This is a genomic window from Caballeronia sp. GAWG2-1 (assembly GCF_023631405.1).
Lineage (GTDB): Bacteria > Pseudomonadota > Gammaproteobacteria > Burkholderiales > Burkholderiaceae > Caballeronia.
In genome coordinates this window covers 1-23,792 of sequence record NZ_JALQDD010000006.1, presented here as the reverse complement: position 1 = coordinate 23,792, position 23,792 = coordinate 1, and the positions used below count along the sequence as shown (strand labels likewise).

The 23,792-nt window shown below is 63.6% G+C and carries 18 protein-coding genes and 2 pseudogenes; 10 read left to right on the top strand and 10 right to left on the bottom strand.

Annotated features, from left to right (window positions below):
* Positions 1-202: 202 nt before the first annotated feature.
* The 3 genes and pseudogenes from NCR98_RS33635 to NCR98_RS02565 form a co-directional block, all read right to left on the bottom strand.
* Positions 203-829, bottom strand: a pseudogene (locus NCR98_RS33635) (hypothetical protein); the annotation flags it as partial.
* 859 nt (positions 830-1,688) lie between these two features.
* The gene (locus NCR98_RS02570) at positions 1,689-2,990 is read right to left on the bottom strand and encodes an ATP-binding protein (protein WP_250525439.1); all 1,302 of its coding nucleotides are present in this window, start codon (positions 2,988-2,990) and stop codon (positions 1,689-1,691) included.
* Positions 2,990-3,652 carry a response regulator gene (locus NCR98_RS02565; protein WP_244827152.1) on the bottom strand — a complete coding sequence of 221 codons (663 nt, stop codon included), beginning with the start codon at positions 3,650-3,652 and terminating at the stop codon, positions 2,990-2,992. Before NCR98_RS02565 ends, NCR98_RS02570 begins: the two co-directional genes overlap by 1 nt.
* A 284-nt stretch (positions 3,653-3,936) precedes the next feature.
* On the opposite strand from NCR98_RS02565, the gene dacB reads away from it, so the two are divergent.
* Positions 3,937-5,544, top strand: a complete 1,608-nt coding sequence (dacB, locus tag NCR98_RS02560; RefSeq protein ID WP_250525631.1) for a D-alanyl-D-alanine carboxypeptidase/D-alanyl-D-alanine endopeptidase — start codon at positions 3,937-3,939, stop codon at positions 5,542-5,544.
* Positions 5,545-5,843: 299 nt separating this feature from the next.
* Positions 5,844-6,953 carry an SGNH/GDSL hydrolase family protein gene (locus NCR98_RS02555; protein WP_250463320.1) on the top strand — a complete coding sequence of 370 codons (1,110 nt, stop codon included), beginning with the start codon at positions 5,844-5,846 and terminating at the stop codon, positions 6,951-6,953.
* Positions 6,954-7,058: 105 nt separating this feature from the next.
* Here NCR98_RS02555 and NCR98_RS02550 read toward each other — a convergent pair whose 3' ends face one another.
* The 6 genes from NCR98_RS02550 to NCR98_RS02525 form a co-directional block, all read right to left on the bottom strand.
* Entirely contained in the window at positions 7,059-8,096 is a 1,038-nt protein-coding gene (locus NCR98_RS02550; protein ID WP_250525438.1) for an L-threonylcarbamoyladenylate synthase, read from the bottom strand.
* A 21-nt stretch (positions 8,097-8,117) separates the two neighbouring features.
* A complete protein-coding gene (locus NCR98_RS02545; RefSeq protein ID WP_250525437.1) occupies positions 8,118-9,305 on the bottom strand; it encodes a 5-(carboxyamino)imidazole ribonucleotide synthase in 1,188 nt (395 codons plus the stop codon).
* Between the two features lie 102 nt (positions 9,306-9,407).
* Positions 9,408-9,929 carry a 5-(carboxyamino)imidazole ribonucleotide mutase gene (gene purE, locus NCR98_RS02540; protein ID WP_244827148.1) on the bottom strand — a complete coding sequence of 174 codons (522 nt, stop codon included), beginning with the start codon at positions 9,927-9,929 and terminating at the stop codon, positions 9,408-9,410.
* A 72-nt stretch (positions 9,930-10,001) separates the two neighbouring features.
* Positions 10,002-10,892 carry a phosphoribosylaminoimidazolesuccinocarboxamide synthase gene (locus NCR98_RS02535; RefSeq protein WP_250525436.1) on the bottom strand — a complete coding sequence of 297 codons (891 nt, stop codon included), beginning with the start codon at positions 10,890-10,892 and terminating at the stop codon, positions 10,002-10,004.
* Positions 10,893-11,073: 181 nt separating this feature from the next.
* Complete coding sequence (gene pyk / locus NCR98_RS02530) at positions 11,074-12,582, bottom strand: pyruvate kinase (protein WP_370652122.1); 1,509 nt, start codon at positions 12,580-12,582, stop codon at positions 11,074-11,076.
* 343 nt (positions 12,583-12,925) lie between these two features.
* Positions 12,926-14,116 (bottom strand): phosphoglycerate kinase, encoded by a 1,191-nt coding sequence (locus NCR98_RS02525; protein WP_250525435.1) that lies wholly within the window; start codon positions 14,114-14,116, stop codon positions 12,926-12,928.
* A 667-nt stretch (positions 14,117-14,783) separates the two neighbouring features.
* On the opposite strand from NCR98_RS02525, the gene NCR98_RS02520 reads away from it, so the two are divergent.
* The 6 genes from NCR98_RS02520 (at position 14,784) to NCR98_RS02495 (ending at position 19,573) form a co-directional block, all read left to right on the top strand.
* A complete protein-coding gene (locus tag NCR98_RS02520; RefSeq protein ID WP_250525434.1) occupies positions 14,784-15,704 on the top strand; it encodes a branched-chain amino acid transaminase in 921 nt (306 codons plus the stop codon).
* 78 nt (positions 15,705-15,782) lie between these two features.
* Positions 15,783-15,977 (top strand): zinc-finger domain-containing protein, encoded by a 195-nt coding sequence (locus NCR98_RS02515; RefSeq protein ID WP_244827144.1) that lies wholly within the window; start codon positions 15,783-15,785, stop codon positions 15,975-15,977.
* A gap of 168 nt (positions 15,978-16,145) precedes the next feature.
* Positions 16,146-17,222 (top strand): lipopolysaccharide heptosyltransferase II, encoded by a 1,077-nt coding sequence (waaF, locus tag NCR98_RS02510; RefSeq protein WP_244827143.1) that lies wholly within the window; start codon positions 16,146-16,148, stop codon positions 17,220-17,222.
* Between the two features lie 180 nt (positions 17,223-17,402).
* A complete protein-coding gene (locus tag NCR98_RS02505) occupies positions 17,403-17,846 on the top strand; it encodes a nuclear transport factor 2 family protein (RefSeq protein ID WP_250525433.1) in 444 nt (147 codons plus the stop codon).
* 55 nt (positions 17,847-17,901) lie between these two features.
* Positions 17,902-18,984, top strand: a complete 1,083-nt coding sequence (locus NCR98_RS02500; protein WP_250463311.1) for a YheT family hydrolase — start codon at positions 17,902-17,904, stop codon at positions 18,982-18,984.
* Positions 18,977-19,573, top strand: a complete 597-nt coding sequence (locus tag NCR98_RS02495; protein WP_250525432.1) for a DUF2946 family protein — start codon at positions 18,977-18,979, stop codon at positions 19,571-19,573. The genes NCR98_RS02500 and NCR98_RS02495 overlap by 8 nt, the downstream gene beginning before the upstream one ends.
* Before the next feature lie 79 nt (positions 19,574-19,652).
* Here NCR98_RS02495 and NCR98_RS02490 read toward each other — a convergent pair.
* Positions 19,653-22,283 (bottom strand): annotated as a pseudogene (locus NCR98_RS02490) (M48 family metalloprotease); the annotation flags it as partial.
* 116 nt (positions 22,284-22,399) lie between these two features.
* Here NCR98_RS02490 and NCR98_RS33455 point away from each other — a divergent pair.
* Both NCR98_RS33455 and moaC read left to right on the top strand, forming a co-directional pair.
* On the top strand, positions 22,400-22,876 hold the full coding sequence (locus tag NCR98_RS33455) for a pentapeptide repeat-containing protein (RefSeq protein WP_350029498.1): 477 nt from the start codon (positions 22,400-22,402) through the stop codon (positions 22,874-22,876).
* A 346-nt stretch (positions 22,877-23,222) separates the two neighbouring features.
* Positions 23,223-23,699 (top strand): cyclic pyranopterin monophosphate synthase MoaC, encoded by a 477-nt coding sequence (moaC, locus tag NCR98_RS02480; protein WP_244827139.1) that lies wholly within the window; start codon positions 23,223-23,225, stop codon positions 23,697-23,699.
* Positions 23,700-23,792: the final 93 nt, after the last annotated feature.

Below are 23,792 nucleotides of genomic sequence, written 5' to 3'. Positions count from 1 at the left end.
TGTCCTTCGCAACGGTGATGTTTTGCGTCGTTGCGTCTTGACGCACCAGACCGACGTTGCCGCTGGCGATCTGTTGATTGATGTTGCTGATGTCGCTCGTATTCTGCGCGATATCCGACGAGTTCTGCGCAACGTTGGTTTTCAGCGACGAGATATCAGACGTGTTCTGAGCAACGTTCGTATTCAGCGCCGCAATGTCGGACGTGTTTTGCGCAATGTTGGACGTGTTTTGTGCCACGTTCTGGTTCGTAGCGTAGAGCTGCGAGCCGTTGATTGCATCTAGACTCGATGCGGAAATGGCGCCAGGAGCAACGCCCGTGACCGTGCGAGCGCCCTGCGAGCCCGTCATATCGACAACGGTACCGTCCGTGGACTTTGCCACGGTGATAGTGCGTGTCGTCGGGTCTTGCTGAACCAAGCCGAGTGTGCCGTTTGCGAGTCCGGTGTTGAGGTTCGCGATGTCGGCTGTGTTTTGCGTCACGTTCGAGTTGAGCTTGCCCAACGCTGCATCGACCGTACCGAAAGCCGTGCCGACGTCGGTAGCGGCGCCAGACGTACCATTGATCGAGTTTGCGTTCGTCAGCGCGAAGCTGGGAGCCGAAATCGTGCCGTCGCTATTCAGGGCAGAACCGCCGCCAATCGCCTTTGCCGTGCTTTGTGCGGTGTTCTTCAACTGCCCGAAATTCACCGAATCCGTATTCGCCGTGCCAGCTGCAAGATTGGTTACCTTGCCATTGTTGAGTTGAATATTGGCGCCCGTTTTCGAAACGGTCAGCGCGTTGTTATTAGAATCGGCGCCATTGATAAACTGATAACCGCCGACAGACATCGAAGCATTCGCGATCGAAACTGAGCCCGTTTGGGTAACTGTGTTGTAACCGGCAGTGGCAGACGTGCCGCAATTTTCCATGCCAACGGTTGTTACGGCTTGACCCGACAGAAATTGACACTGGCCCGGATCAGGCGTACCAAAGTCCATGTCATTGACGATCAATGGTGCAGTAACAGCTGACGCCGTCATCGGCAATGCAATTGCAACAGCGCCTGCAGCGAGAGCGGCGGGCATTACTTTTTTGATCAGGCGCGATTGCAGTTTCGAGGGACGAAGAGCTTTGTTCATGAGTAAACCTAAAAGTAAAAATCGAATGCGATAAAACACTGCTTCGCACGAGAAATCCGTTTAAAGCAAAAGGATCGCGAATAAAAAACGAATCAAAGAGAGCAATGTCACCGAATGGGCGCAGCCCACGTTGACGGGTGCGAGCATTAAAGGATCTCGTTGATTTAACTGCCTTGAAGCACGTCGATCAATCGAAACTAGCTCGCCTGCAGTGAGACGAAATTTACGGCAATTTGTTGTCAGGAGACATAAGCGCGCTCCTAATGTCTGCCGATGTCAATAGACTTACGTCTAACCGATAGAAAATCAGGTCTGAAACGAGTAATTAATTGTGTGGATTTGAAAAGATCCTGTGTTACCGCATTACAGCTTTCCTTCAAATCGCTAACTTGGTTGTTCTTCATTCCGGCGATCGCGTTTGAACAAACCGGAGCAGAATCGGAATTTGGAATTCTTTTTAAACAACGACGGCGCCTAAAGGCGGACGCTGTTTGGCCTGCCAAGCGCAGCCCAACGCCCTATGCGCCCATCAGCGCATGACGATCCGATAGGGACCAGCGTGTGGGAATCAAAACGTGACCACGACTCGAAGTCCGCCTGCGACGGACGCTCCAAGGTGAACAGCCGCCCCATGCTGATCCGCAATCCGCCGCACGATGGCAAGCCCAAGCCCGCTGCCCGCGACATCCGTACGCGCGCGGTTCACGCTTTCGCCCACGCGATAAAACCGGTCGAATACTCTTTCTCGTTCGTCCTCTGGAATGCCCGGCCCAGAATCCGCGATTTCGACTACTGGATGTCCATCTTTTATTTTTAGGCAGACATCCACGCGGCCGCCGCGCGGCGTGTATTTCGTCGCGTTATCGATGAGATTGTTGAACATCACGCGCAATGAATCCGCGTCGCCCGTCACGGTGGCGGGCTCGCTTGCCTCGATGCCGAGGTCCACGCCGCGCTCCTGTGCCACGAGCACGTAACCGCGCACGCACGTTTCGAGCAACGCGGCCAGATCGACTTTCGTCGCCACGCCCTTGCCGTCCGGCTCCGAGCGCGCGAGCGCAAGCAACTGCTCCGCGAGCCGCGTGGCGCGCGCGATGCCTTCGTGCAAATCGAGCAACGCCTCGCGCCGCGATGCATCGTCCTGCGCGCGCGCCACGAGTTGCGCCTGAATCTGCACGGCGGCAAGCGGCGTGCGCAACTCGTGCGCGGCATCGGCGACGAAGGCTTTTTGCGTATCGAGCGCCGTCGACAAACGCACCAGCAGCGCGTTCAGCGCCCGCACGACCGGCTGCACTTCCTGCGGCAAGCGTTGATTGGGAAGCGGATCGAGTGCTTCGGGATGCCGTGTATCGAGCGCGCTCGTCACACGCTGCAAGGGCGCAAGCCCGCGTCCGACGATCACCCAGATCGCAAGCCCGAGCAGCGGCAGCAACAGGACCAGCGGCCACAACGTGCGCCACGCGACGCCCGCCGCGACGCGGTTGCGTATCGAAAGCGGCTGCGCGAGTTGCACGACGTTGTCGCCGACGATCGCGCTATACACGCGCCACTCGCCGCGCGCCGTCATTTCCGTCGAGAAGCCGAGTTCGGCGTGCGGCGCGAGCGGCACGCGCGGATGCGAGTAGTACATCAGCACGCCGTTGCGATTCCAGATCTGGATGACGACGCCCTCGTCGCTTTCGCTGCGCGACGTGAGCACCGACGAAAACGGCTCCGAAGGCAGCGCCGCCGCGATCTGCTGCAATTGATAATCGAAGAGTTCGTTGGCTTCGGCGAGCGCCTGCCGGTAGATGAGCCATCCGGCAAAGCCCACGCCGACAATCACGAGCGCGAGCAGCCAGATGAGCAATTGCCGGCGGATGGACCGCATCAGGCGTCCTTCGCGACCATGTAGCCCAAGCCGCGCACGTTGCGAATGAGGTCCGCGCCCAGCTTCTTGCGCAGCGAGTGGATGTAGACCTCGACCGTATTGCTGCCGATTTCCTCGCCCCAGCCGTAGATTTTCTCTTCGAGTTGACTCTTCGAGAGCACGGCGCCCGGACGCGCCATCAACGCTTCGAGCAACGCGAATTCGCGCGCCGAGAGCGCGACGGGCGCGCCCGCGAGCGTCACCTGATGACCGACCGGGTCGAGCGTGAGTTGACCATGACGCACGAGCGATTCGCCGCGTCCAGCGTGACGACGGATGAGCGCCCGCATGCGTGCGCCGAGTTCGTCGAGATCGAAGGGCTTGACGAGGTAATCGTCGGCGCCGGCATCGAGTCCTTTCACGCGATCGGCGATGGCGTCGCGCGCCGTCACGATCAGCACCGGCAATGCGTTCGCACGCGCGCGCAGCGTCCTGAGGACGTCGATGCCATCGCGCTTGGGCAAGCCGAGGTCTAGCAGCATCAGGTCGTAGGGCTCGCCGCCGACGGCCGTCAGCGCGGCCTCGCCGTCCTGCACCCAGTCGACCGCGAAGCCGTCCGCGCGCAGCGCCTTGCGCACACCTTCGGCGATCATCCGGTCATCTTCGACTAGCAGGATTCGCATGGCATCTCGTCTTCGTGGTTGGGGAGACCGGCTTTGAAAGTCGTAGCCATTCTAGCTTTGCCGGGCGCGGGCAGGCTTAAGCAAGGCTTAATGGGTGGATGTGATGGATCTTGCAGGGTGCTGGAATCTATGACGCTTGATCACGCGATGTGACGAGGGGCGCGCTTGCTCGCCGCCCTTGGCCAGCCGACAAACCCCTATTCGTACGATTTTCGCAAGCCAGCTTGTCTACAATGAGCCTTTCGCCCGTGTGGGCTTCGCCTAACAACACCAAAAGCACGCCCATGCCGCTTGCCTCGCTCGTTTCTCGCTGTTCGTCGTTTGCGCTCGCCGCCGCAATCGGCTTTGCCGTCATCGCTCACATGCCCGAAGCACAAGCGCGTGGCGGCTCGAAGTCCGAATCGCAAGCGCAGGCGCCCGAGCGCGCGGCGCATGGCGGCGCGAAGGCAAAACGCGCAGGCAAGGCGTCCAGAGCCGAGAAAGCCGTCGCCGCACGAGAACGCGTGCCCGCCGGGCCACTGCCCGCACCGGTCATGGCGGCGCTCGCTCACGCGCACATCCCGCTTTCGTCGATGAGCGTAGTCGTGCAACGTATCGGCGAGCCCGTGCCGCTCGTCACGATCAACGCGGACCGGCCAATGCTCCCCGCATCGACGATGAAGCTCGTCACGACTTACTCGGGCCTCTCGCTGCTCGGCCCCGACTATCGCTGGAAAACCACCGCCTACGCCGATGGCGATGTCGACGCACAAGGCGTGCTGCACGGCAATCTCTACATTCAGGGCACGGGCGACCCGAAGCTCGTGCCGGAAGAACTGATCGATCTCGTCGATCAGATACGCAAGAACGGCATCACGGGAATCGATGGCGCGCTCGTGCTCGACAAGCGCTATTTCGACGCCTCCACGCGCGATCTGCCCGCGTTCGATAACGACGATGCCGCGCCCTACAACGTCGGTCCCGATCCGCTGCTCTACGCGTTCAAGTCGCTTACCTTCACGCTCACGCCGAATCCGGACGGGCAGGTATCCATCGACGTATTGCCGCAACTGGCGCAACTGCAGATCGACAACGAATTACGCGTGACGCGCGGCGCGTGCGCGGGCACGTTGCCGTCCGCATCGCCGAGCGTGGCGCAGACGCAGGGCGGCTTCGTGCAGGCGTCGTTCATCGGCGACTATCCGTTGCGCTGCGGCTCGCGCACCATCAACGTCGCCGCGCTCGACCATTCGACGTTCTTCGCAGGCGGCTTCCTCGCGCTGTGGAAGCAGGCGGGCGGCACGTTTCAGGGCGCCACGCGCGAAGGCCCGACGCCTTCGTCGGCGCGGCTCGTCGGCACGCATCGCAGCCCGGTGCTGTCGGATATCGTGCGCGACATCAACAAGTTCAGTAACAACGTGATGGCGCGAAATCTGTTTCTGACCATCGGCGCGGCGCAACTAAAACCGCCCGCGACGACCGCCAAATCCTCGCAGGCCATCCAGACGTTTCTCAAGAAAAGCGCCCTGCCAATGACCGGTCTCGTGCTCGACAACGGCTCCGGACTCTCGCGCGACGAAACCATCTCCGCGCTCTCGCTCGCCGACCTTCTGCAAGCGGCGAACGCGAGTCCGGTCGCGCAAGTGTTCGTCGAATCGCTGCCCATTGCCGGCGTGGACGGCACCATGCGCAACCGCCTGACCAACGCGGGCGCGTTCGGCAATGCGCACATCAAGACCGGCACCTTGCGCGATGTCCGGGCGATCGCGGGCTACGTCGGCGCGGCCAATGGCGAGAGTTATGTCGTGGTGAGCTTCATCAACGATCCGCGCGCCGAGGGAGCACGCGCCGCGCACGACGCGCTCCTCGAATGGGTGTACGAAGGCGCGCGCAAGCCGGGCATCGAAGACTGAACGCGCGTTGCGCCAAGCATAGGAGGCAGGCGCGACGCAATTGAGCCAAACCCGCGCCCGGCAAGGCGGACCGAAGATTTCTTCTACGAAGACCGCCCGCGCCTGCACGCGCGCCGTGTACGCTGTCGGGCACGCATGACGGAAGGATGACTCGACCACCTTCGTGATGCACAATTCGTTCGAGCGCACGCGCGTATCGAGGCGCACGCCGGACGAAACGCAGACAGACACGCGGGCCAACACAAGGCACACGCGCTGCGGATTCAAACACATAACACCGAAAATTGGAGACGAGGTCCATGAAGAAGCAACTCTCGACGCGCGCCGCCCTGGTGCGCTACGCCCGAATCGCCACGGCGAGCGCCGCTTTCGCCCTGATTGCCGCGTGCGGCGGCGGTGGCGACGACAACAACAATTCGTTGCCGCCGGGCGGTGTCAAACTGCAAGTCGTCTCTTTCGGCGATAGCCTCTCCGACGTCGGCACCTACGCGCCGGTGGCGGCCGCCAACTTCGGCGGCGGCCGCTTCACGACGAATCCCGGTCAGGTGTGGGTTCAGGATGTCGCGCAATACTACGGCGACACGCTCACGCCCGCGATGACCGGTGGCTTCGGCACGCCGCCCCAGGCGCAATCGGGGCTCGGCTACGCGCAGGGCGGATCGCGCGTGACCAATCCTATTGGCGTGAGTCATGCGACGACCGATCCGGCCAATTACACGGGCGCGCTGACGGTGCCGGTGGCGCAACAGGTGACGAACTATCTGGCGTCGCACGGTAGCTTCAATTCGAATCAGCTCGTCATCGTCAATGGCGGCGCGAACGATATTCTGTACAACCTCACGGCCGTGCAGGCAGGACAGATGACGCCAGCGCAGGCGACCACCGCCATCGTGCAATCGGCGATCGATCTGGCGGGCGTCATCGGCTCGGTGCTGCAGCATGGCGCAACGCATGTGCTGGTGTCGAACGTGCCGGATATCGGCACCACGCCGCAGGGCATGATGAGCAACGCGGCCGTCAAGGCGCTGCTGACGCAGGCATCGCTTGGCTTCAATCAGGCGCTTGCCGCCGCGTTGACGCAATCGGGCCTGATGTCGAAGGTGATTTACCTGGATATCGTGCCGGCGCTCGCCAATATCACGGCCAACTTCGGGCAGTTCGGATTCACGGTGTCGAATACCGGCACGGCGTGCAATCTGCAGGCGATGGCCGCGGCAGCAGCGGCTTTCGGCGAGCCGAATCCGCAAGCGTTCGCCACTTCGCTTTTCTGCTCGCCGCAAAACTACACGGTGGCCAACGCGGATCAACTTTATATGTACGCGGACACCGTGCACCCGACGACGCATCTGCATGCGCTGTATGCGCAGACGGCGGAGCAGAAGGTCGCGGCGGCGGGGTTGGGTAAGTAGTCCGGTTTATTGGAAGTCGGCGAGCCGCCCGGAGATGGTCTTCCGGGCGGTTTCTTTTTGCCGTGGACAATCCTTCGCGTCGCTGTCGAAGCGAACATGAGCGAGCTAAGCGCCTTCCCCTTCGAACGCCGCCGCCGCTCTTCCCAGCCGGTCATTCACCGCGATCCACTCGACCGATTCCGGCAGCTTCTCGATGAGAATGCGTTCGACATTCGCCCGATCCAGCGCCCGCAGCAAGCCATACAACTCCCGCGCGTAACTCTGCGGGTCTTCAGGTGCAGCCACGAAGTGCACGCCGGAATCGCGCGCCCAATCGCCTGCGCTCGACGCACGCGCCACCAGCGCGATTTTCTTGTCGCGCGCATTGGCACGGGCCGCAACGAGGATCGGTTCGATCGCCGCGAAAGGCAGCAACGCGAGCGGCGTCCTCGGCGCGTAATGCGCCTTCAGCGTGCCCGAGGCGCGCGGCGCGGTGGCATCCGTTCCATCCGGCAATCTCGGCGCGACGCCGATCACATCCGCGATCTGCCGCGGACTCACGTGTCCCGGCCGCAACAAAGCGGGAAAGCCGCGCGACAAATCCAGAATCGTCGATTCGATTCCCACTTGCGCCGTCCCGCCATCGAGCACATGAACGCTCGCGCCGAATTCATCGCGAACATGTTGTGCGCTCGTCGGACTTACGTGTCCGAAGCGATTCGCCGAAGGCCCCGCCACGCCGCCTTGCTTGCCCGTTCCGCTGCGTAAAACGTGAAAGGCCGACAACAGCCGCTGCGCCACCGGATGCGAAGGGCAACGAATGCCCACCGAATCCTGCCCGCCGCTCACCGCCGCCGGAATACGCTCCGCGCGCTCGAGGATGAGCGTCAAGGGTCCGGGCCAGAAGGCGTCGATGAGCTTTTGTGCGTCCGCCGGCAACGCGCTTACCCAATAGCCTGGATCGGCTTCGGGCGCGAGATGCACAATCACCGGATGATTCGCCGGCCTGCCCTTCGCGGCATAGATGCGCGCGATGGCTTCGGGATTCTCGGCATCGCCGCCGAGGCCGTAGACCGTTTCAGTCGGAAACGCGACGAGTTCGCCTGCGTCGAGCAGGGCCGCTGCTTCGTCGATCTGCGCGGCGCTCGGATGGATGATGGTCATTGCCTTACTGCTTCAAGTCTTTCAATCGAGCGCGATATGCAGCATGCGCGCACAGTCGCGCGCCGCCGTGCGCGCCTCTTCCAGCGTCGCCGCCGTGAAGTTGATGTGGCCCATCTTGCGGCCATGGCGCGCTTCTTCCTTGCCGTACAGATGCAGGCGCGCAGCCGGCATTGCCACGACGTCGGTCCAGGCGGGAGCGCGTTGCTTGTCGCCGTTGAACCAGATATCGCCGAGCAGATTCAGCATTGCGGCTGGTGAATGCTGGCGCGTATCGCCGAGCGGCATGCCGGTCATCGCGCGGACTTGCTGTTCGAACTGGCTCGTGGCGCAGGCATCGACCGTGTAATGGCCGGAATTGTGCGGACGCGGCGCCATTTCATTGGCGATGAGCGTTCCGTCTTCCAGCACGAAGAATTCGACGCACAACACGCCGACATAGCCCAGCTTCGCCGCGATGGTCAACGCCGAATCCTGCGCCTGCGCGACGAGCGCGGCGGGCGCATCGGGCGCGGGCACGACGGTCTTTGCCAGAATGCCGCCGACATGCGAATTCTGCGCAAGCGGGAACACGGCCGACTTGCCGTCGCCGCCACGCGCGATCAGCACGGACACTTCGTACTTCAACGGCATGCGTTTTTCGAGCACGCACGGCACGCCCGAAAGCGAGCCATACGCGTTCCGCACTTCCTGCACGTTGCGCACGCTCACCTGTCCCTTGCCGTCATAGCCAAGGCGCGCGGTCTTGAGAATGCCGGGCAGCACCGCCGCGATCTTCTCGTCCGACAACGCCGCGAGCGCTTCCGGCGATTCAATCACCACGTGCGGCGCGACCGGCACGCCCGACTCGGCGATGAACCGCTTCTCCGCGACGCGATCCTGCGCAATTGCCACGCAACTCGCCGCCGGGCTCACGAACGTGCACGAAGCGAGAAATTCGAGACTTGCCGACGGCACGTTCTCGAACTCCGTGGAAACCGCCGCGCACAAGCGGCCGAGTTCGGTGAGCGCGGCTTTGTCTTCGTAACCGGCGCGGATGTGACGATCAGCGACCGCGCCCGCCGGACTTGTCTGGTCAGGATCGAGCACGGCGACGCGGTAGCCCATCGACTGCGCGGCAAAGCAGAACATGCGGCCGAGCTGGCCGCCGCCGACCATGCCGAGCCACGCGCCGGGCAGGATGGGTGAGTTCGGGGATTTGTTTGGGTTCATCGTGGGCTGGGGCTTGCCGGGACTGATTTGCTGGTTTGATTTCCAGACGCCGCGCAAAGGGGCGCGCGGCATCGCACTTCAATGCTTCGACGTTTCAACGCTTCAGAGCGGAGGCAGCGCCATATCGCGCGCGGCCTGGTTCTGCTTCACACGGAACGCGGCCAGCGCTTCGGCGTAACGCGCATTGGTCACGCTCAGAATGGACACCGCGAAGAGCGCCGCGTTCGCCGCGCCCGCCTCGCCGATGGCGAAGGTCGCGACCGGCACGCCCTTGGGCATCTGCACGATGGAATGCAGCGAATCCACGCCCTTCAGATACTTGCTCGCCACCGGCACGCCGAGCACCGGCACCGTGGTCTTGGCGGCCAGCATGCCCGGCAGATGCGCCGCGCCGCCCGCGCCCGCGATGATCGCCTGCACGCCGCGCGCGCGCGCGCTTTCGGCATAACCGAACATCTCGTCCGGCATGCGATGCGCGGACACCACCTTCGCTTCATAAGGCACGCCGAATTCCTGCAAGATCGCGACGGCGTGCTTCATGACGTCCCAGTCGGAGCTGGAACCCATCAACACGCCGACGAGCGGCGCATCGTGCGAATGCGCTCCGGTCTGTACTTCGCTCATTTAGCTGCTTTCCTTGGGCGTTGGTTCGGGCGCGCCGTCATCTCTTCCAAATGACCGCGCGCGATACGGGTGTTACGCGAGCGTCTGCCCGGTCAGGCGCTGCAACGCTTCCTGATACTTCTCGGCGGTCTTGGCGACGACTTCGTCGGGCAGTTTCGGCGCGGGCGGTTCCTTCTTCCACGGCTGCGTTTCGAGCCAGTCGCGCACGAACTGCTTGTCGAACGACGGCGGGTTCGTGCCGACCTGATAGCCGTCGGCCGGCCAGAAGCGCGAGGAGTCGGCGGTGAGCACTTCGTCCATCAGAAACAGCTCGCCCTTGTTGTCGAGGCCGAACTCGAACTTGGTATCCGCGATGATGATGCCGCGCGTCGCCGCATACTCGGCGGCTTCCTTGTACAACTGAATGGAAATGCGGCGGATGGTGGCCGACAGTTCGGTGCCGATGCGCCGTTCCATGTCGTCGTACGTGATGTTCTCGTCGTGATGGCCCATTTCGGCCTTCGCGGCGGGCGTGAAAATGGGCTCGGGCAACTTCTGCGCGTTTTGCAGGCCGGGCGGCAATTCCACGCCGCAGACCGCGCCCGTCGCTTGATAGTCCTTCCAGCCGCTGCCCGCGAGATAGCCGCGCACGACCGCTTCCACCAAAATCGGTTCGAGCCGCTTCACCACGACCGCGCGGCCCGTCACCTGCGCCACCTCGTCCAGCGCGACGACGCTCGCCGGATCGATACCCGTATTGTGATTCGGCACGATATGACCGAGCTTCTCGAACCAGAAGTCGGCCATCTGATTGAGCACTCGGCCCTTGTTCGGAATCGGCTCGCCCATGACGACGTCGAATGCGGAGAGGCGGTCGGTCGTAACGATCAGGAGCTTGTCCTGACCGACGGCATAGTTGTCGCGAACCTTGCCGCGGCCGAGCAGCGGCAGCGATTTGATCGTGGATTCGTATAGCGTGGACATCGTCATGGTCCGAAGAGGTACGGAGAAATGTTGACCGCCGCTCAAGTTGCCGTGAGCGGCGAAAAGAAATGGGAACGGGTCCCGTCGCCGGAACCCGTTGATTTTACTTTACAAATAACGCCTGGCTCGGATCAGGCTGAATTCGCGCTCATCCGAAAGCGTTTTTTCGCTCTACGCGCGCTCAGAAATGATCGCCGACGCGCACGATCTTCAGCGTGTTGGTGCCGCCCGCCGCGCCCATCGGCTCACCGACGGTGAGCACGACCATGTCGCCGCGCGCCGCGTATCCCTTCGACACGACCACTTCCAGCGCCTGATTGAGCGCGTCGTCGCGGTCCATGTTGGTATCGAGATGCAACGGCGTGACGTTTCGATACAGCGACATCGTGCGCTCGCTCGCCACGCGCGGCGTGAGCGCGAAGATCGGCACATGCGTCCAGTGACGCGACATCCACAGCGCGGTCGAACCGGATTCGGTCAGCGCCACGACCGCCTTCGCGCCGAGATGGAACGCCGTGAACAGCGCGCCCATGGCGATGGACTGGTCGATGCGCGTGAACGTGCGGTCGAGGAAATCGCGGTCTAGTTGCGACTCTTCCGACTTCTCGGCTTCGACGCAAATGGCGGCCATCGTCTCGATGGTCGTCACCGGATACTTGCCCGCCGCGGTTTCGGCGGAAAGCATCACGGCGTCGGTGCCGTCGAGCACGGCGTTGGCCACGTCCGACACTTCCGCGCGGGTCGGCACGGGCGCGTGGATCATGGATTCCATCATCTGCGTGGCGGTGATGACGAGCTTGTTCGACTCGCGCCCCATGCGGATCATGCGCTTTTGCAGCGCGGGCACGGCCGCGTTGCCCACCTCCACCGCGAGATCGCCGCGCGCGACCATGATGCCGTCCGACGCATCCAGAATGCCTTGCAGCGCCGGAATGGCTTCGGCGCGCTCGATCTTCGCGATCATCTTCGGCTTGATGCCGTAAGGCGCGCCCGCGATGTTCGCGAGTTGACGCGCCATTTCCATGTCCGTCGCGTTTTTCGGGAACGACACCGCGACGAAATCCGCGCCGAGCGACATCGCCGTCTTGATGTCCTCCATGTCCTTCTCGGTCAGCGCCGGCGCCGTGAGTCCGCCGCCCTGCCGGTTGATGCCCTTGTTGTTCGACAACTCGCCGCCGACCTTCACGACCGTGTGAATCTCTTCGCCGATCACGCGCGTGACGTCGAGGACAATCAGGCCGTCGTTCAGCAGGAGCACGTCGCCGGCGCGCAAATCGCGCGGCAGGTCTTTGTAGTCGAGTCCGCAGCGCTCGTTGTTGCCGAGTTCGCAATTGGCGTCGAGCACGAAACTGTTGCCCGCGACGAGCATCGTCTTGTTGTTCTCGAACTTGCCGACGCGAATTTTCGGGCCTTGCAGGTCGGCCATGATGGCGACTTCGCGGCCCGTCTGGCGCGCGGCCTCGCGCACCCATTCGGCGCGCTGGCGATGATCGTCGGCGGTGCCGTGCGAAAAGTTGAAGCGAACGACGTCGAGCCCCGCTTGCATCATCTGCAGCAGGATCTCGGGACTGCTCGATGCCGGACCGATGGTGGCAACAATTTTGGTAGCGCGATGCATGGAATTCCTCGTCTCTGTAGGACCGCCCGTGACGCTGCGAGCACGTTGCGCCGACGGTGAGGTGTTGCTCACCGGTTGCGCGCGCGCGCCGGATCGTGCCGGCGTCGCTTTATCGATTTGCTTGATTGCATGAGCGGGCAAACCGCCGATGATGACGGGCGCCGCCGTTGGTGCCGGCGATGCCGCGTCTTCGTTCTGCCTCGGTTGCTGATTCTGCGCGCGGGCTTCGCCGGACGACGGCTCGGTGTTCTGAGCCGCTTCGGCAATGGCCCGCGCCGCGAGCGCGGCGGCGTCGAGCTCGTCGCCCGATGCCCCGCCCGCCACTACGTTTCTGATTCCGTCTTTTTGCGCGCCGCCGGCTTCCTGCGCGCCCTTCTTGCCTGCCTTCGCCGGATTTCCTCGGGTCGTCAAGACCTTAAGCCCGCGACTCGAGCACTTCGACCGCGGGCAGCGTCTTGCCTTCCAGGAATTCGAGGAACGCGCCGCCGCCGGTCGAGATGTAGCTCACCTTGTCGTGAATGTTGTACTTCGCGATGGCCGCGAGCGTGTCGCCGCCGCCCGCGATTGAGAATGCCGACGAACTGGCAATGGCCTGCGCGAGCGTCTTCGTGCCGTTGCCGAACTGGTCGAACTCGAACACGCCGACGGGGCCGTTCCATACGATCGTGCCCGCCGTTTCCAGTTGCGCGGCGAGCGCCTTCGCGGTGTCCGGACCAATATCGAGGATCAGGTCGTCGTCGGACACATCCGCGACGGGCTTGGTTTCGGCTTTCGCGGTCGCGGCGAATTCCTTCGCGGTGACGACATCGCTCGGAATAGGCACGGATGCGCCGCGCGTGCGCGCCTGATCGATGATTTCCTTCGCTTCGTCGACGAGATCGGCTTCGGCGAGCGACTTGCCGATTTTCAGGCCCGAGGCCAGCATGAACGTGTTGGCGATACCGCCGCCGACGATCAGTTGATCCACCTTCTCCGCCAGCGACTTCAGAATGGTCAGCTTGGTCGAAACCTTCGACCCGGCGACGATGGCGACGAGCGGACGCTTCGGGTTGCCGAGCGCCTTGCCGAGCGCATCGAGTTCGGCGGCGAGCAGCGGGCCCGCGCACGCGACCGGCGCGTACTTCGCGATGCCGTGCGTGGTTGCTTCCGCGCGATGCGCGGTGCCGAAGGCGTCGTTCACATAGATGTCGCAGAGTTTCGCGAGCTTTTGCGCGAGGCCGTCGTCGTTCTTCTTCTCGCCCTTGTTGCAGCGGCAATTTTCGAGCAGCACGACGTTGCCCGGCTGAACCTCGACGCCATCGACCCAGTTCGCGACGAGCGGCACGTCGCGGCCGAGCAATTCGGACAGACGCTTCGCGACGGGCGCGAGCGAGTCTTCCGGCTTGAACTGGCCTTCGGTCGGGCGGCCCAGATGGGACGTGACCATTACGGCAGCGCCCGCATCGAGCGCGGCCTCGATGGCCGGCACCGAGGCGCGCACGCGCGTGTCTTCGGTGATGTTGCCGGCATCGTCTTGCGGCACGTTCAGATCCGCGCGGATGAACACACGCTTGCCGGAGACTTTGCCTTCGGAGATGAGGTCGGTGAAACGCAATACTTTCGTCATGGGAGTCAACGTAGGTAAAAAAGCGGTTCGGGCGAGGAAGACCGGCTTGTGCCGGCCGGTTCGTGGGGTGGCCGCGTGACTTCGAGGACTTCATTTAGCCGTGGCAACGACACGCGGATCACGCCGGAGGCGAAGGCCGCGCGAGCGGGCCGAACGCACGGGCAAAACAGGCAATACGAGGAACCGGGAAAGCAGGAGATCGAAGGAACAGACAGGCGGCGGCGCTCAAGTACAAGCACATGCCGGGCGCGCTCCGTTGAGGCGGTGAGCTTGGGAACCGTTGCGCGGTGACTGCCGGACACACTCTCGACCTCGCTTGATGCAACAGGAAAGACCAGCATTTTAACCGATAGCACCGGATGCTTTTAGCGGCCAATCCATGATGACGCGTATTTGGCCGCTTCCAACCGATGCGCCGGGCGCTGGCTCCACGCTGGTTTCGATCCCGCGCGTAATCCGCGCGCAATACCGCGACGAAAGGAAACTTTGCCGGCAACTTGGCGGCGAAAGGGAAATTATAGCGTCGTGAAAGCCGCTTCGAGATCGGTTCCGTCGCGAAATCACGCTAAAATAACGGTCTTTCGCCGCCTTTCGGCCAGCGCCGCACTCATGCCGAACTAAGGCGCCAAGCCCCGCATTCACTGAACGAGACAGCTAGGAGAACCGTATGTCAATGGCCGACCGCGACGGCAAGATCTGGATGGATGGCAAGCTGGTCGACTGGCGTGACGCCAATATCCACGTTCTGACCCATACCTTGCACTACGGCATGGGCGTGTTCGAAGGCGTGCGCGCATACAAGACGTCACAAGGCACGGCCATTTTCCGCCTGAAGGAACACACCAAGCGTCTGTTCAACTCGGCCAAGATCTTTCAGATGGAAGTGCCGTTCGACCAGGCCACCATCGAAGCCGCGCAGCTCGAAGTCGTGCGCGAGAACAAGCTTGAATCCTGCTATATCCGCCCGATCATCTGGGTCGGCTCGGAAAAGCTCGGCGTGTCGGCCAAGGGCAACACCATTCACGTGGCCATTGCTGCGTGGCCGTGGGGCGCGTATTTGGGCGAAGACGGCATCGCGAAGGGTATTCGCGTCAAGACCTCGTCGTTCACGCGCCATCACGTCAACGTGTCGATGGTGCGCGCCAAGGCCTCCGGCTGGTATGTGAACTCCATCCTCGCGAATCAGGAAGCCATCACCGACGGCTACGACGAAGCCCTTCTGCTCGACGTGGACGGCTATGTCTCCGAAGGCTCCGGCGAGAACTTCTTCCTCGTCAACAACGGCAAGCTGTACACGCCGGACCTGGCTTCGTGCCTCGACGGCATCACGCGCGACACGGTCATCACGCTGGCGCGCGACTTCGGCATTCCGGTGATCGAAAAGCGCATCACGCGCGACGAGGTCTACACCTGCGACGAAGCGTTCTTCACCGGCACCGCCGCCGAAGTCACGCCCATTCGCGAACTCGACAACCGCACCATTGGCTCGGGCGCGCGCGGTCCCGTCACGGAGAAGCTGCAAAGCGCATTCTTCGACGTGGTCGGCGGCAAGAACGAGAAGTACGCAAGCTGGCTCGCCAAGCTTTAATGCAAGCTGCGGCGGGCGAGGTTTCAAGCGTCCCGCCGTGTCCCCGCACGCAACAAAAGTCATTCAAAAGAGATTGCAATGAGCGACCTGAAGGAAATGCCGCTGGTTGAACTGTCGGCCAAGGACCTGCCCGCGTTCTGTCCGAATCCGAAGATGCAGCGCTGGAGCACGCATCCGCGCGTGTTTATCGACATCACGCACGGCGAAGCGCGTTGCCCGTATTGCGGCACGCGCTACAAGCTGAAAGACGGCGAAGTCATCAAGGGGCATTGAGCAGCCGCCCTCTTACGGAAGGCCGAAGCCACGCCTCGTGCCCGCTTCGGCCTTCGTCCAATGCGCGAATCGCAATCACACATTGCGCGCTCAAGCCTCTCACCCACATCAACCGACGACTCGCCATAAGCCGCGAGCCGCGTATATTTTGAGATCGGAAAACGACTGATGCGCCGCGCGCTGGTAATAGCACCGAACTGGATCGGTGACGCACTCATGGCGCAGCCGCTTTTCACGCTGTTGAGAAAGCTGCATCCGCGCATCGTGATCGATGCCGTCGCGCCCTCGTGGGTCGCGCCCGTGCTCGAACGCATGCCGGAAATCCACGACGTCTACGCCACCGACCTCGCTCACGGCAAGCTGCAACTGCTGCGCCGCTGGCAACTGGCGAGCGACCTGCGCGATGTCGGCTACGACGCCGCCTACGTGCTGCCCAATTCCGCGAAATCCGCGCTGCTGCCCTGGATGGCGGGCATCCGGCTGCGCATCGGTTACAAGGGCGAAAGCCGTTACGGTCTGCTCAACGTGCGGCATGCCAATCCGCCAAAGACCGAGCGTCCGCCGATGACCGTGCACTACGCCGCGCTCGCTTATGCGCCGGGCGCGAAGCTGCCGTTCGTCGACAAGTTCGCGCAACCGCAGCCCGAAGGCATCGAAAATCCCGCGCCAACGCTGCCCGTGCCGCGCCTGGAAAACGATCCGAACGAGTCCGCGCGCGTGTCGGCGCGCTTCAATCTCGATACGCGCACGCCGCTCGTCGTGTTTTGTCCCGGCGCGGAGTATGGTCCCGCCAAGCGCTGGCCGCCGGAGCATTTTGCGTCGCTGGCGCAGTTCGTCGCGCAGTCGTTTCCGTATGCGCGGATCATCGCGCTGGGATCGAATAAAGATTCCGCCGTCGCCGATGCCATCGCCGCCCGCGCACCGAATGTGCGCAACCTGTGCGGCCAGACATCGCTCGGCGAAGCATGCGCGTTGATCGCGCGAGCGAGCGCGGTGGTCACCAACGATTCCGGCCTCATGCACGTCGCGGCGGCCATGCGACGGCCGCTCGTCGCGGTGTACGGCTCGACCGACCCGCGCCACACGCCGCCCTTGTCCGATCTCGCAAAGGTACAATGGCTGCATCTTGAATGCAGTCCGTGCTTTGCCCGCGAGTGTCCGCTCGGCCATCTGAACTGCCTTCGCGAACTTTCCGCCGAACAGGTTTTCGGCGACTTGCGCGGCATGCTGCTCGCGCATCGTTGATATCTCGAAGATTGATCCGCTGCGACATCCGCTAGCGGTTCTCCGACGGCATCGACCCAAGTGTGCGGGCGCTCACACGCGAATGCCTCCGAACGGGGGCATGCTTTGACCAATGACCGATGCGGCGCTAGTCCGGCACTACGGGCGCGCGCCGTAACGAAAGCCTGAGACCCACGAGCCATGCCACGTTTCGCCCGCCTCTTCGAAGCCGCAGCCGACACCCTCAACGCTTATTACCAGGCTGTCGCGGACGCCAGCATCGACAGTGTGATGTCGTTGTGGATCGACGAGGAATTCGCCACGTGCATCTGCGCGGACGGCACGCATCTGCATGGTCTGCCGAGCATCCGCGCCGGGATCGGCAAGCAGTTCGAAGCGCAGGCGGTGACCATCGAGCCGCTCGATATCCGCGTGTACGACAGTCTCGGCACCGTCGTGTATGCGATCGCGGAGGCGCATCAGCCAGCGGGAACGATGGCGCCGCGCATGGTGTTCACGACTTACGTGATGGTCCACGAACGCGGCGAATGGAAAATCGCGCACATTCACGCGAGCGAGATGCCGATGGAAACAGCCGGCCAGTTCGCGGTCAAGATGCGCCACGGTCAGGGGCCGCTGCACTAAAAAACGCGGCCCGGTTGCAGAGCAGCACTAAGAAGACGTATGTCGGGGAGTGGCCATGAAGCGCGATCCTTTGTTGAAACACGATTCGTCATTTGTGGATACGGGGCCCGCAGCGGCGCTTAAGGAAAGCGTGCAGGCAGCCGGGCGAACGCTCGGCGCGCCGGTTGCGGACTGGCTCTACAACGCGCCGCGCTGGCTGCCGACGAGCCACGCGCAGACCATCGTGCCGGCGCTCTTCGCGCGCAAGCCGGCGGTGCAATACCGGCGCGAACGCTGGACCACGCCGGATGGCGACTTCATCGATCTCGACTGGGTAGCCGACGAAGCACCCGCCGACGCCCCGCTCTTCGTGCTGTTTCACGGCCTCGAAGGCAGTTCGGACTCCCACTACGCCCGCACGATGATGGCCGCCGCTCAAGCGCGCGGCTGGCACGGCGTCGTGCCGCACTTTCGCACGTGTAGCGGAGCGCTCAATCTGCTGCCGCGGTTTTACCATCTCGCCGACAGCGCCGAAGTCGACTGGATTCTGCGACGCCTGCGCGCCAATCACGCGGGGCCGATCGTGGCGGCGGGCGTCTCGCTGGGCGGCAATGTGCTGCTGCACTGGCTGTGCGACCGCGGCGCCGAGGCTTCGTCGATCATCAGCGCGGCGGCCGCCATCTCCGCTCCGCTCGATGTTCACGCGGGCGGCGCAGCGATCTCGCAAGGCTTCGGCATGATCTACACACGCAGCTTTTTGAAGTCGCTCAAGCGCAAGGCGCTTGCGAAGCTCGGACAGTTTCCCGGCCTTTACGACCGCGACGCCGTACTCGCCGCGCGCACGCTGTACGAGTTCGACAACGTCGTGACCGCGCCGCTGCACGGCTTTCGCGATACCAACCACTATTGGTCGACCGCGACCACGCGCGCGCATCTGAACCGCATCGCGGCGCCAGCGCTTATCCTGAACGCGCGTAACGATCCTTTCCTGCCCGAGTTCGCGTTGCCGTCGCAGGCGGAAGTGTCGTCGCGTGTCACGCTCGATCAGCCGAACCACGGCGGACATGTCGGCTTCATGACGGGGCCGTTTCCAGGGCGGATCGACTGGTTGTCGCAGCGTGTGTTCGGCTATCTGGAGAACTTCGTCGCTCATGGATGACATCGTCAGGCAGGCGCTTGCCAAATGGCCGAACGTGCCGCATTGCACGGGCTGGCTTCTGCTCGACCGACGCGGCCAGTGGCGCATGCGCGACGATGCCGCGCAAGCCGCGGGCGAACTCGGCGGTCCCATCCGGCATGAGGCGCTGATCGGCTTCATCAACCGCAATTACGAGCGCGACGACGAGGGTCAGTGGTTCTTCCAGAACGGTCCGCAGCGCGTGTATGTGGAGTTGGCTTATACGCCGTGGATCGTGCGGCTCGATGTATCGGCGGATGGTTCGTTGCAGCTGACCGATCAGGCGGGCGCGGCGTTCGAGCCGGAACAGGCGTGGATCGACGATGAAGGCGGTGTGTTGTTCGCCGATGCTTCCTCGCCGGCTCGCGTGGCCGCCTTGCACGATCATGATCTGGAGGTGCTGGCGGATCATGCTTCGCTGGATGAGGCTGCCTCGCCCGAGCACGGTGGCGTGTTTCATTGGCGCGGCGGCATTGATCTTCCCTTGCAGACGATCAGACGGACGGATGTCGGAGCGCGTTTTGGCTTTGTCGCGAGTCCGGCTGCGCGGGCTATTGGCGTGCAGGGTTAGAGGTTATCGGCGCACGGATCGTGTACGGTCGTGGCCAAGGTCGGGCGCTCGCTTAGAGCTACCCGTAGCCCGCCGCCGTTCAGCTGTTTTTCTCCTCCTCGCGCTCCTCCTTGTAGCGCGTTTCGAAATCGCGCAGACGCGCGGAGATCGTCGAGAGATCGTAGAAACTCGCGGTTTTCAGGTCGCGCGCTTCCTTTAGCTGCCGAATCGCGGATGGCCATGCGCCGTCGAGCGCGAATTTCTCGGCCATCGCCTGATGCTGGCTCAGCGGGTCGTTGAGGCCCGCGCTCGCCTGCGCGAGATAGAGCCACCAGTCGGGGCGTAACGGGTCGGCGCGCGTTTCCTGGCGCGCGAGCGATTGGGCATCGGCGTAGCGGTGCGCCGACAGCAAGGCTTGCAGATGGATATCGATCGCCGCGTGCGAGTCCGGCCAGCGCTTCTGCGCTATTTCCGCGAGGCGGATGGCGTCGTCGTTACGGCCGGCGCGGCGGGCGATATCAGCGGCTAGCACGTCGAGGCTAGGCGTGCTGCGGGACGTTGCGGGCGCTGGCGGCTGCGGTGGCGCGGCGAGTTGTGGGCTCTGGCGCGGGATCGAGGTGCTCGTGACGTGGACCGGCGGAAGCGGGATCGTGTTCTTCGAGGTCGGGGTGTTGGATGCGGTCGTGCGGCGGGAGGTGCTGTTCACGTCGGTGGTTGTCGTAGCGCCCGCGCGATTCGTCTCGGATGGGTTGTTTTGGTGGCTCGACGAATCTTTCTCTGCGGTTGAGACGTTTGCGGTTTTCGGGGTTTTTGCGTTTGGGTTGTTTGTGTTGTTTGCGCTGTTAGTGCCGTTCGCCAGCGTTGCGCCGCCTGTGCTGACCGCATTCTTAACGTTGAGCGAATTGTTCGTGCCGTGCCCGCCGTTCGCGCCGTTCGCGCCGTTCGCGCTGTTTGCGCTGTTTGCGCTGTTCGCGCTGTTCGCGCCGTTCGCGCCGTTCGCGCCGTTCGCGCCGTTCGCGTTGTTTGCGTTGTTTGCGTTGTTTGCGCTGTTTGCGTTGTTCGTGCTGCTCGTGCCGTTCGCCAGCGTCGCGCCGCCTGTGCTGACCGCGTTCTTGACGTTGAGCGAATTGTTCCCGCCGTTCCCGCCGTTTCCGCCGTTTCCGCCGTTCCCGCCGTTCCCGCCGTTTCCGCCGTTCCCGCCGTTCCCGCCGTTCGTGCCGTTCGTGCCGTTCGTGCCGTTCGTGCCGTTCGTGCCGTTCGTGCCGTTCGTGCCGTTCGTGCCGTTCGTGCCGTTCGTGCCGTTCGTGCCGTTCGTGCCGTTCGAGCCGTTCCCGCCGTTCCCGCCGTTCCCGCCGTCCGCCAGCGTCGCGCCGCCTGTGTTGGCCGCGCTCTTTACGTTGAGCGGATTGTTCGGATTACTCGCGCGATTGCCGCTCCCCGAAAAGCTCAGCACATCGTGCGCACTACTGCCGAGCAGCGAAGACATGCCTTCCGATAACGCGACGCCATTCGTCCTTGCATCGGTGACGGCAGGCGCATGCCTCGTCTGTGCGGATCTCACGCCGTCGGCAGCGAGATTCAACCCGGCATCGACGGAAGCAGCCGCCTTCGCCGACGATGCCGTCCCACGCTGCGCCTTCAAACCCCGTGCGCCGCTAGCCGCATCCGCGCCGCCGATACTCTTCAACTCCTGCCGCGCCTGCGCCGATGCCACCGCCGCATTCGCCTCCTCGCCTTCGAACAGACGGCGCGACTTCGCGAGCGCATCGTTGGCGGCGTCGTAATCGCCGAGCAGCGACTGCGCGAGCGCGACGCCATACCAGTTCGCCGCCGGATTGAGCGCGGTCTGATCGCTGATCTCGGTCTTCAGCCGGCTCGCGACCTCGCGATAATCACTCGCATAATTGACCTGCAACACCCGCGCGCGCGCCCGCACGAACGCGTATTCGGGCGACTGACGCGGCTGGCGATACGGCACGCGCCGCGCACGATCCTCCATATCGGCGATGCGCTCGACGGTCAGCGGATGCGTGCGCGCATAAGGCGGCACGCCGTTGTCGGACATCGTCAGGCGGTCCAGACGCGCGAAAAACGCGGTCATCGCGTAGGGATCGTAGCCGGCGGCGGCGAGCATCTGAAAGCCGACGCGGTCCGCTTCGTGTTCCGCCGCGCGCGAAAATTTGAGCTGATTGTCGACGGCGAACGCCTGCCCGCCCATCGCGATACCCATGCCGAGATCGCCGCTGCGCGCCATCACGCCAGCGAGCAAGCCGGCGAGCATGGCAGCGAGCGCGGCATAGCCGCTCTTTTTCTGCGCGCCGATCATGCGCGCGATGTGCCGCTGCAGCACGTGCCCCATCTCATGACCGATGACCGACGCCAGTTCCGACTCGGTCTGCGTCGCGGAAATCAGCCCCGTGTTCACGCCGATGAAACCGCCGGGCATCGAGAACGCGTTGATTTGCGGATCGCGCACGGCGAACAGGTCGAAGTCCGGCCGATAGCCACCGAGGTACTGCGTCGCGGCGGCGGCGGAGAGCTTGGTGGCGATGGAATCGAGGTAATCGCGCATCAGCCAGTCGTCGAGATAGTCGGGGTCGGCGCGGACTTCGCGCATCATCCGTTCGCCGAGCGTGCGTTCGGCTTGCGGTGAAAGCGTGCCGTCGGAGCCATCGCCGAGATCGGGAAGCTGCACCGAGGACAAGGGCGCACGCAGGCCGCTCATTTCGCCAGGCCGATTGGCGAAGCGGCTTTCGGCGCCGCCGTAGACGCCGAAGACGCCGTCGGCCAGGTTGGCGGGGGGTGAGGCGGGGACGGTGGTGGTGGTCGCGGTTGCCTTGGGCGTAGTTGCCGTTGCGGTTGCGGTTGTGGTGGGCGCGGTTGTGGTGGGCGCGGTTGTGGTGGGCGCGGTTGCGGTGGGCGCGGTGGCGGTGGGCGCGTTTGCGGTGGGCGCGGTTGCGGTGGGCGCGGTTGTGGTGGGCGCGTTTGCGGTGGGCGCGGTGGCGGTGGGCGCGTTTGAGGTGCCGGCGTTTGCGGTGGTCGCGTTTGCGTTGGTCGCGTTTGCGTTGGTCGCGTTTGCGGCGGTCGCATTTGCGGTGGTCGCATTTGCGTTGGTCGCGATTGCGGTGGTCGCGTTTGCGGTGGTCGCGTTTGCGGCGATCGCGTTTGCGGCGATCGCATTTGCGGCGATCGCATTTGCGGTGGTCGCATTTGCGTTGGTCGCGTTTGCGGTGGTCGCGTTTGCGGTGGTCGCGTTTGCAGCGATCGCGTTTGCGGCGATCGCGTTTGCGGTGGCCGCATTTGCGGTGGTCGCATTTGCGGTAATCGCATTTGCGGCGGTCGCGTTTGCGGCGGTCGCGGTCACGTTCGCGGCGGTCGCGTTTGCAGCGCCCCTCGCGCCCACCTTTGCCGAATCATCCGCGCGAGCCACGGACGCACCTACCTGCGCCAACGCAAAGGGCGGCATGGCGAGACTCAGGCACAGCACGAAAATGAGCGCACGGCTCGAACGTGTCAGATTCATGGCGCGAAACCGGCGTCGGCGCGCCGGTCAGCTTGATGACGAAAACGGGCTTATCGTATCAAGTGTTCGGCGCTCGGCGGTGGATTGAATCGGACCGAAGACGCCGTATCGCGCTGGTATGATGAGCGCCCGTTCGAAGGAGAGGCTATGTCCGGACTCACACATTTCGATGCCGCAGGCGAGGCGCACATGGTCGATGTCGGCGACAAGGGCGAGACACGCCGCATCGCCGTCGCGCGCGGTTCCATCGCCATGCTCGATGGCACGCTGGCGCTGATCCGCGAAGGCCGCGCGAAAAAAGGCGACGTGCTGGGCGTGGCGCGCATCGCCGCTATTCAGGGCGCGAAGCGCACGGCCGACCTGATTCCGCTGTGTCATCCGCTTGCGCTGACGCGCGTGGCGGTGGATTTCAGCATCGACGAAACGCTACCTGGCGTGCACTGCGAAGTGCGTGTGGAAACGGTCGGGCGCACCGGCGTGGAAATGGAAGCGCTCACCGCCGTGCAGATCGGCTTGCTGACGATCTACGACATGTGCAAGGCGGTGGATCGCGGCATGACGATCAACAATGTGAAGGTGCTGGAGAAGCATGGCGGGAAGTCGGGGGATTGGGTGGCGACGTAGTCCTCGCGCCCGGAGCGAACCTGTCCGCATTTTTGTGTGCGAGGCGGTTAGCGGAGTCACCCGCGTGCGTTGGTAAAACGCTCTCCAAACAGG

Excerpts from the sequence above, each read along its gene's own strand:
- NCR98_RS02570 (WP_250525439.1), bottom strand. The coding sequence starts at position 2,990 with ATGCGGTCCATCCGCCGGCAATTGCTCATCTGGCTGCTCGCGCTCGTG.
- NCR98_RS02565 (WP_244827152.1), bottom strand. The coding sequence starts at position 3,652 with ATGCGAATCCTGCTAGTCGAAGATGACCGGATGATCGCCGAAGGTGTG.
- dacB (WP_250525631.1), top strand. The coding sequence starts at position 3,937 with ATGCCGCTTGCCTCGCTCGTTTCTCGCTGTTCGTCGTTTGCGCTCGCC.
- NCR98_RS02555 (WP_250463320.1), top strand. The coding sequence starts at position 5,844 with ATGAAGAAGCAACTCTCGACGCGCGCCGCCCTGGTGCGCTACGCCCGA.
- NCR98_RS02550 (WP_250525438.1), bottom strand. The coding sequence starts at position 8,096 with ATGACCATCATCCATCCGAGCGCCGCGCAGATCGACGAAGCAGCGGCC.
- NCR98_RS02545 (WP_250525437.1), bottom strand. The coding sequence starts at position 9,305 with ATGAACCCAAACAAATCCCCGAACTCACCCATCCTGCCCGGCGCGTGG.
- purE (WP_244827148.1), bottom strand. The coding sequence starts at position 9,929 with ATGAGCGAAGTACAGACCGGAGCGCATTCGCACGATGCGCCGCTCGTC.
- NCR98_RS02535 (WP_250525436.1), bottom strand. The coding sequence starts at position 10,892 with ATGTCCACGCTATACGAATCCACGATCAAATCGCTGCCGCTGCTCGGC.
- NCR98_RS02525 (WP_250525435.1), bottom strand. The coding sequence starts at position 14,116 with ATGACGAAAGTATTGCGTTTCACCGACCTCATCTCCGAAGGCAAAGTC.
- NCR98_RS02520 (WP_250525434.1), top strand. The coding sequence starts at position 14,784 with ATGTCAATGGCCGACCGCGACGGCAAGATCTGGATGGATGGCAAGCTG.
- NCR98_RS02515 (WP_244827144.1), top strand. The coding sequence starts at position 15,783 with ATGAGCGACCTGAAGGAAATGCCGCTGGTTGAACTGTCGGCCAAGGAC.
- waaF (WP_244827143.1), top strand. The coding sequence starts at position 16,146 with ATGCGCCGCGCGCTGGTAATAGCACCGAACTGGATCGGTGACGCACTC.
- NCR98_RS02505 (WP_250525433.1), top strand. The coding sequence starts at position 17,403 with ATGCCACGTTTCGCCCGCCTCTTCGAAGCCGCAGCCGACACCCTCAAC.
- NCR98_RS02500 (WP_250463311.1), top strand. The coding sequence starts at position 17,902 with ATGAAGCGCGATCCTTTGTTGAAACACGATTCGTCATTTGTGGATACG.
- NCR98_RS02495 (WP_250525432.1), top strand. The coding sequence starts at position 18,977 with ATGGATGACATCGTCAGGCAGGCGCTTGCCAAATGGCCGAACGTGCCG.
- moaC (WP_244827139.1), top strand. The coding sequence starts at position 23,223 with ATGTCCGGACTCACACATTTCGATGCCGCAGGCGAGGCGCACATGGTC.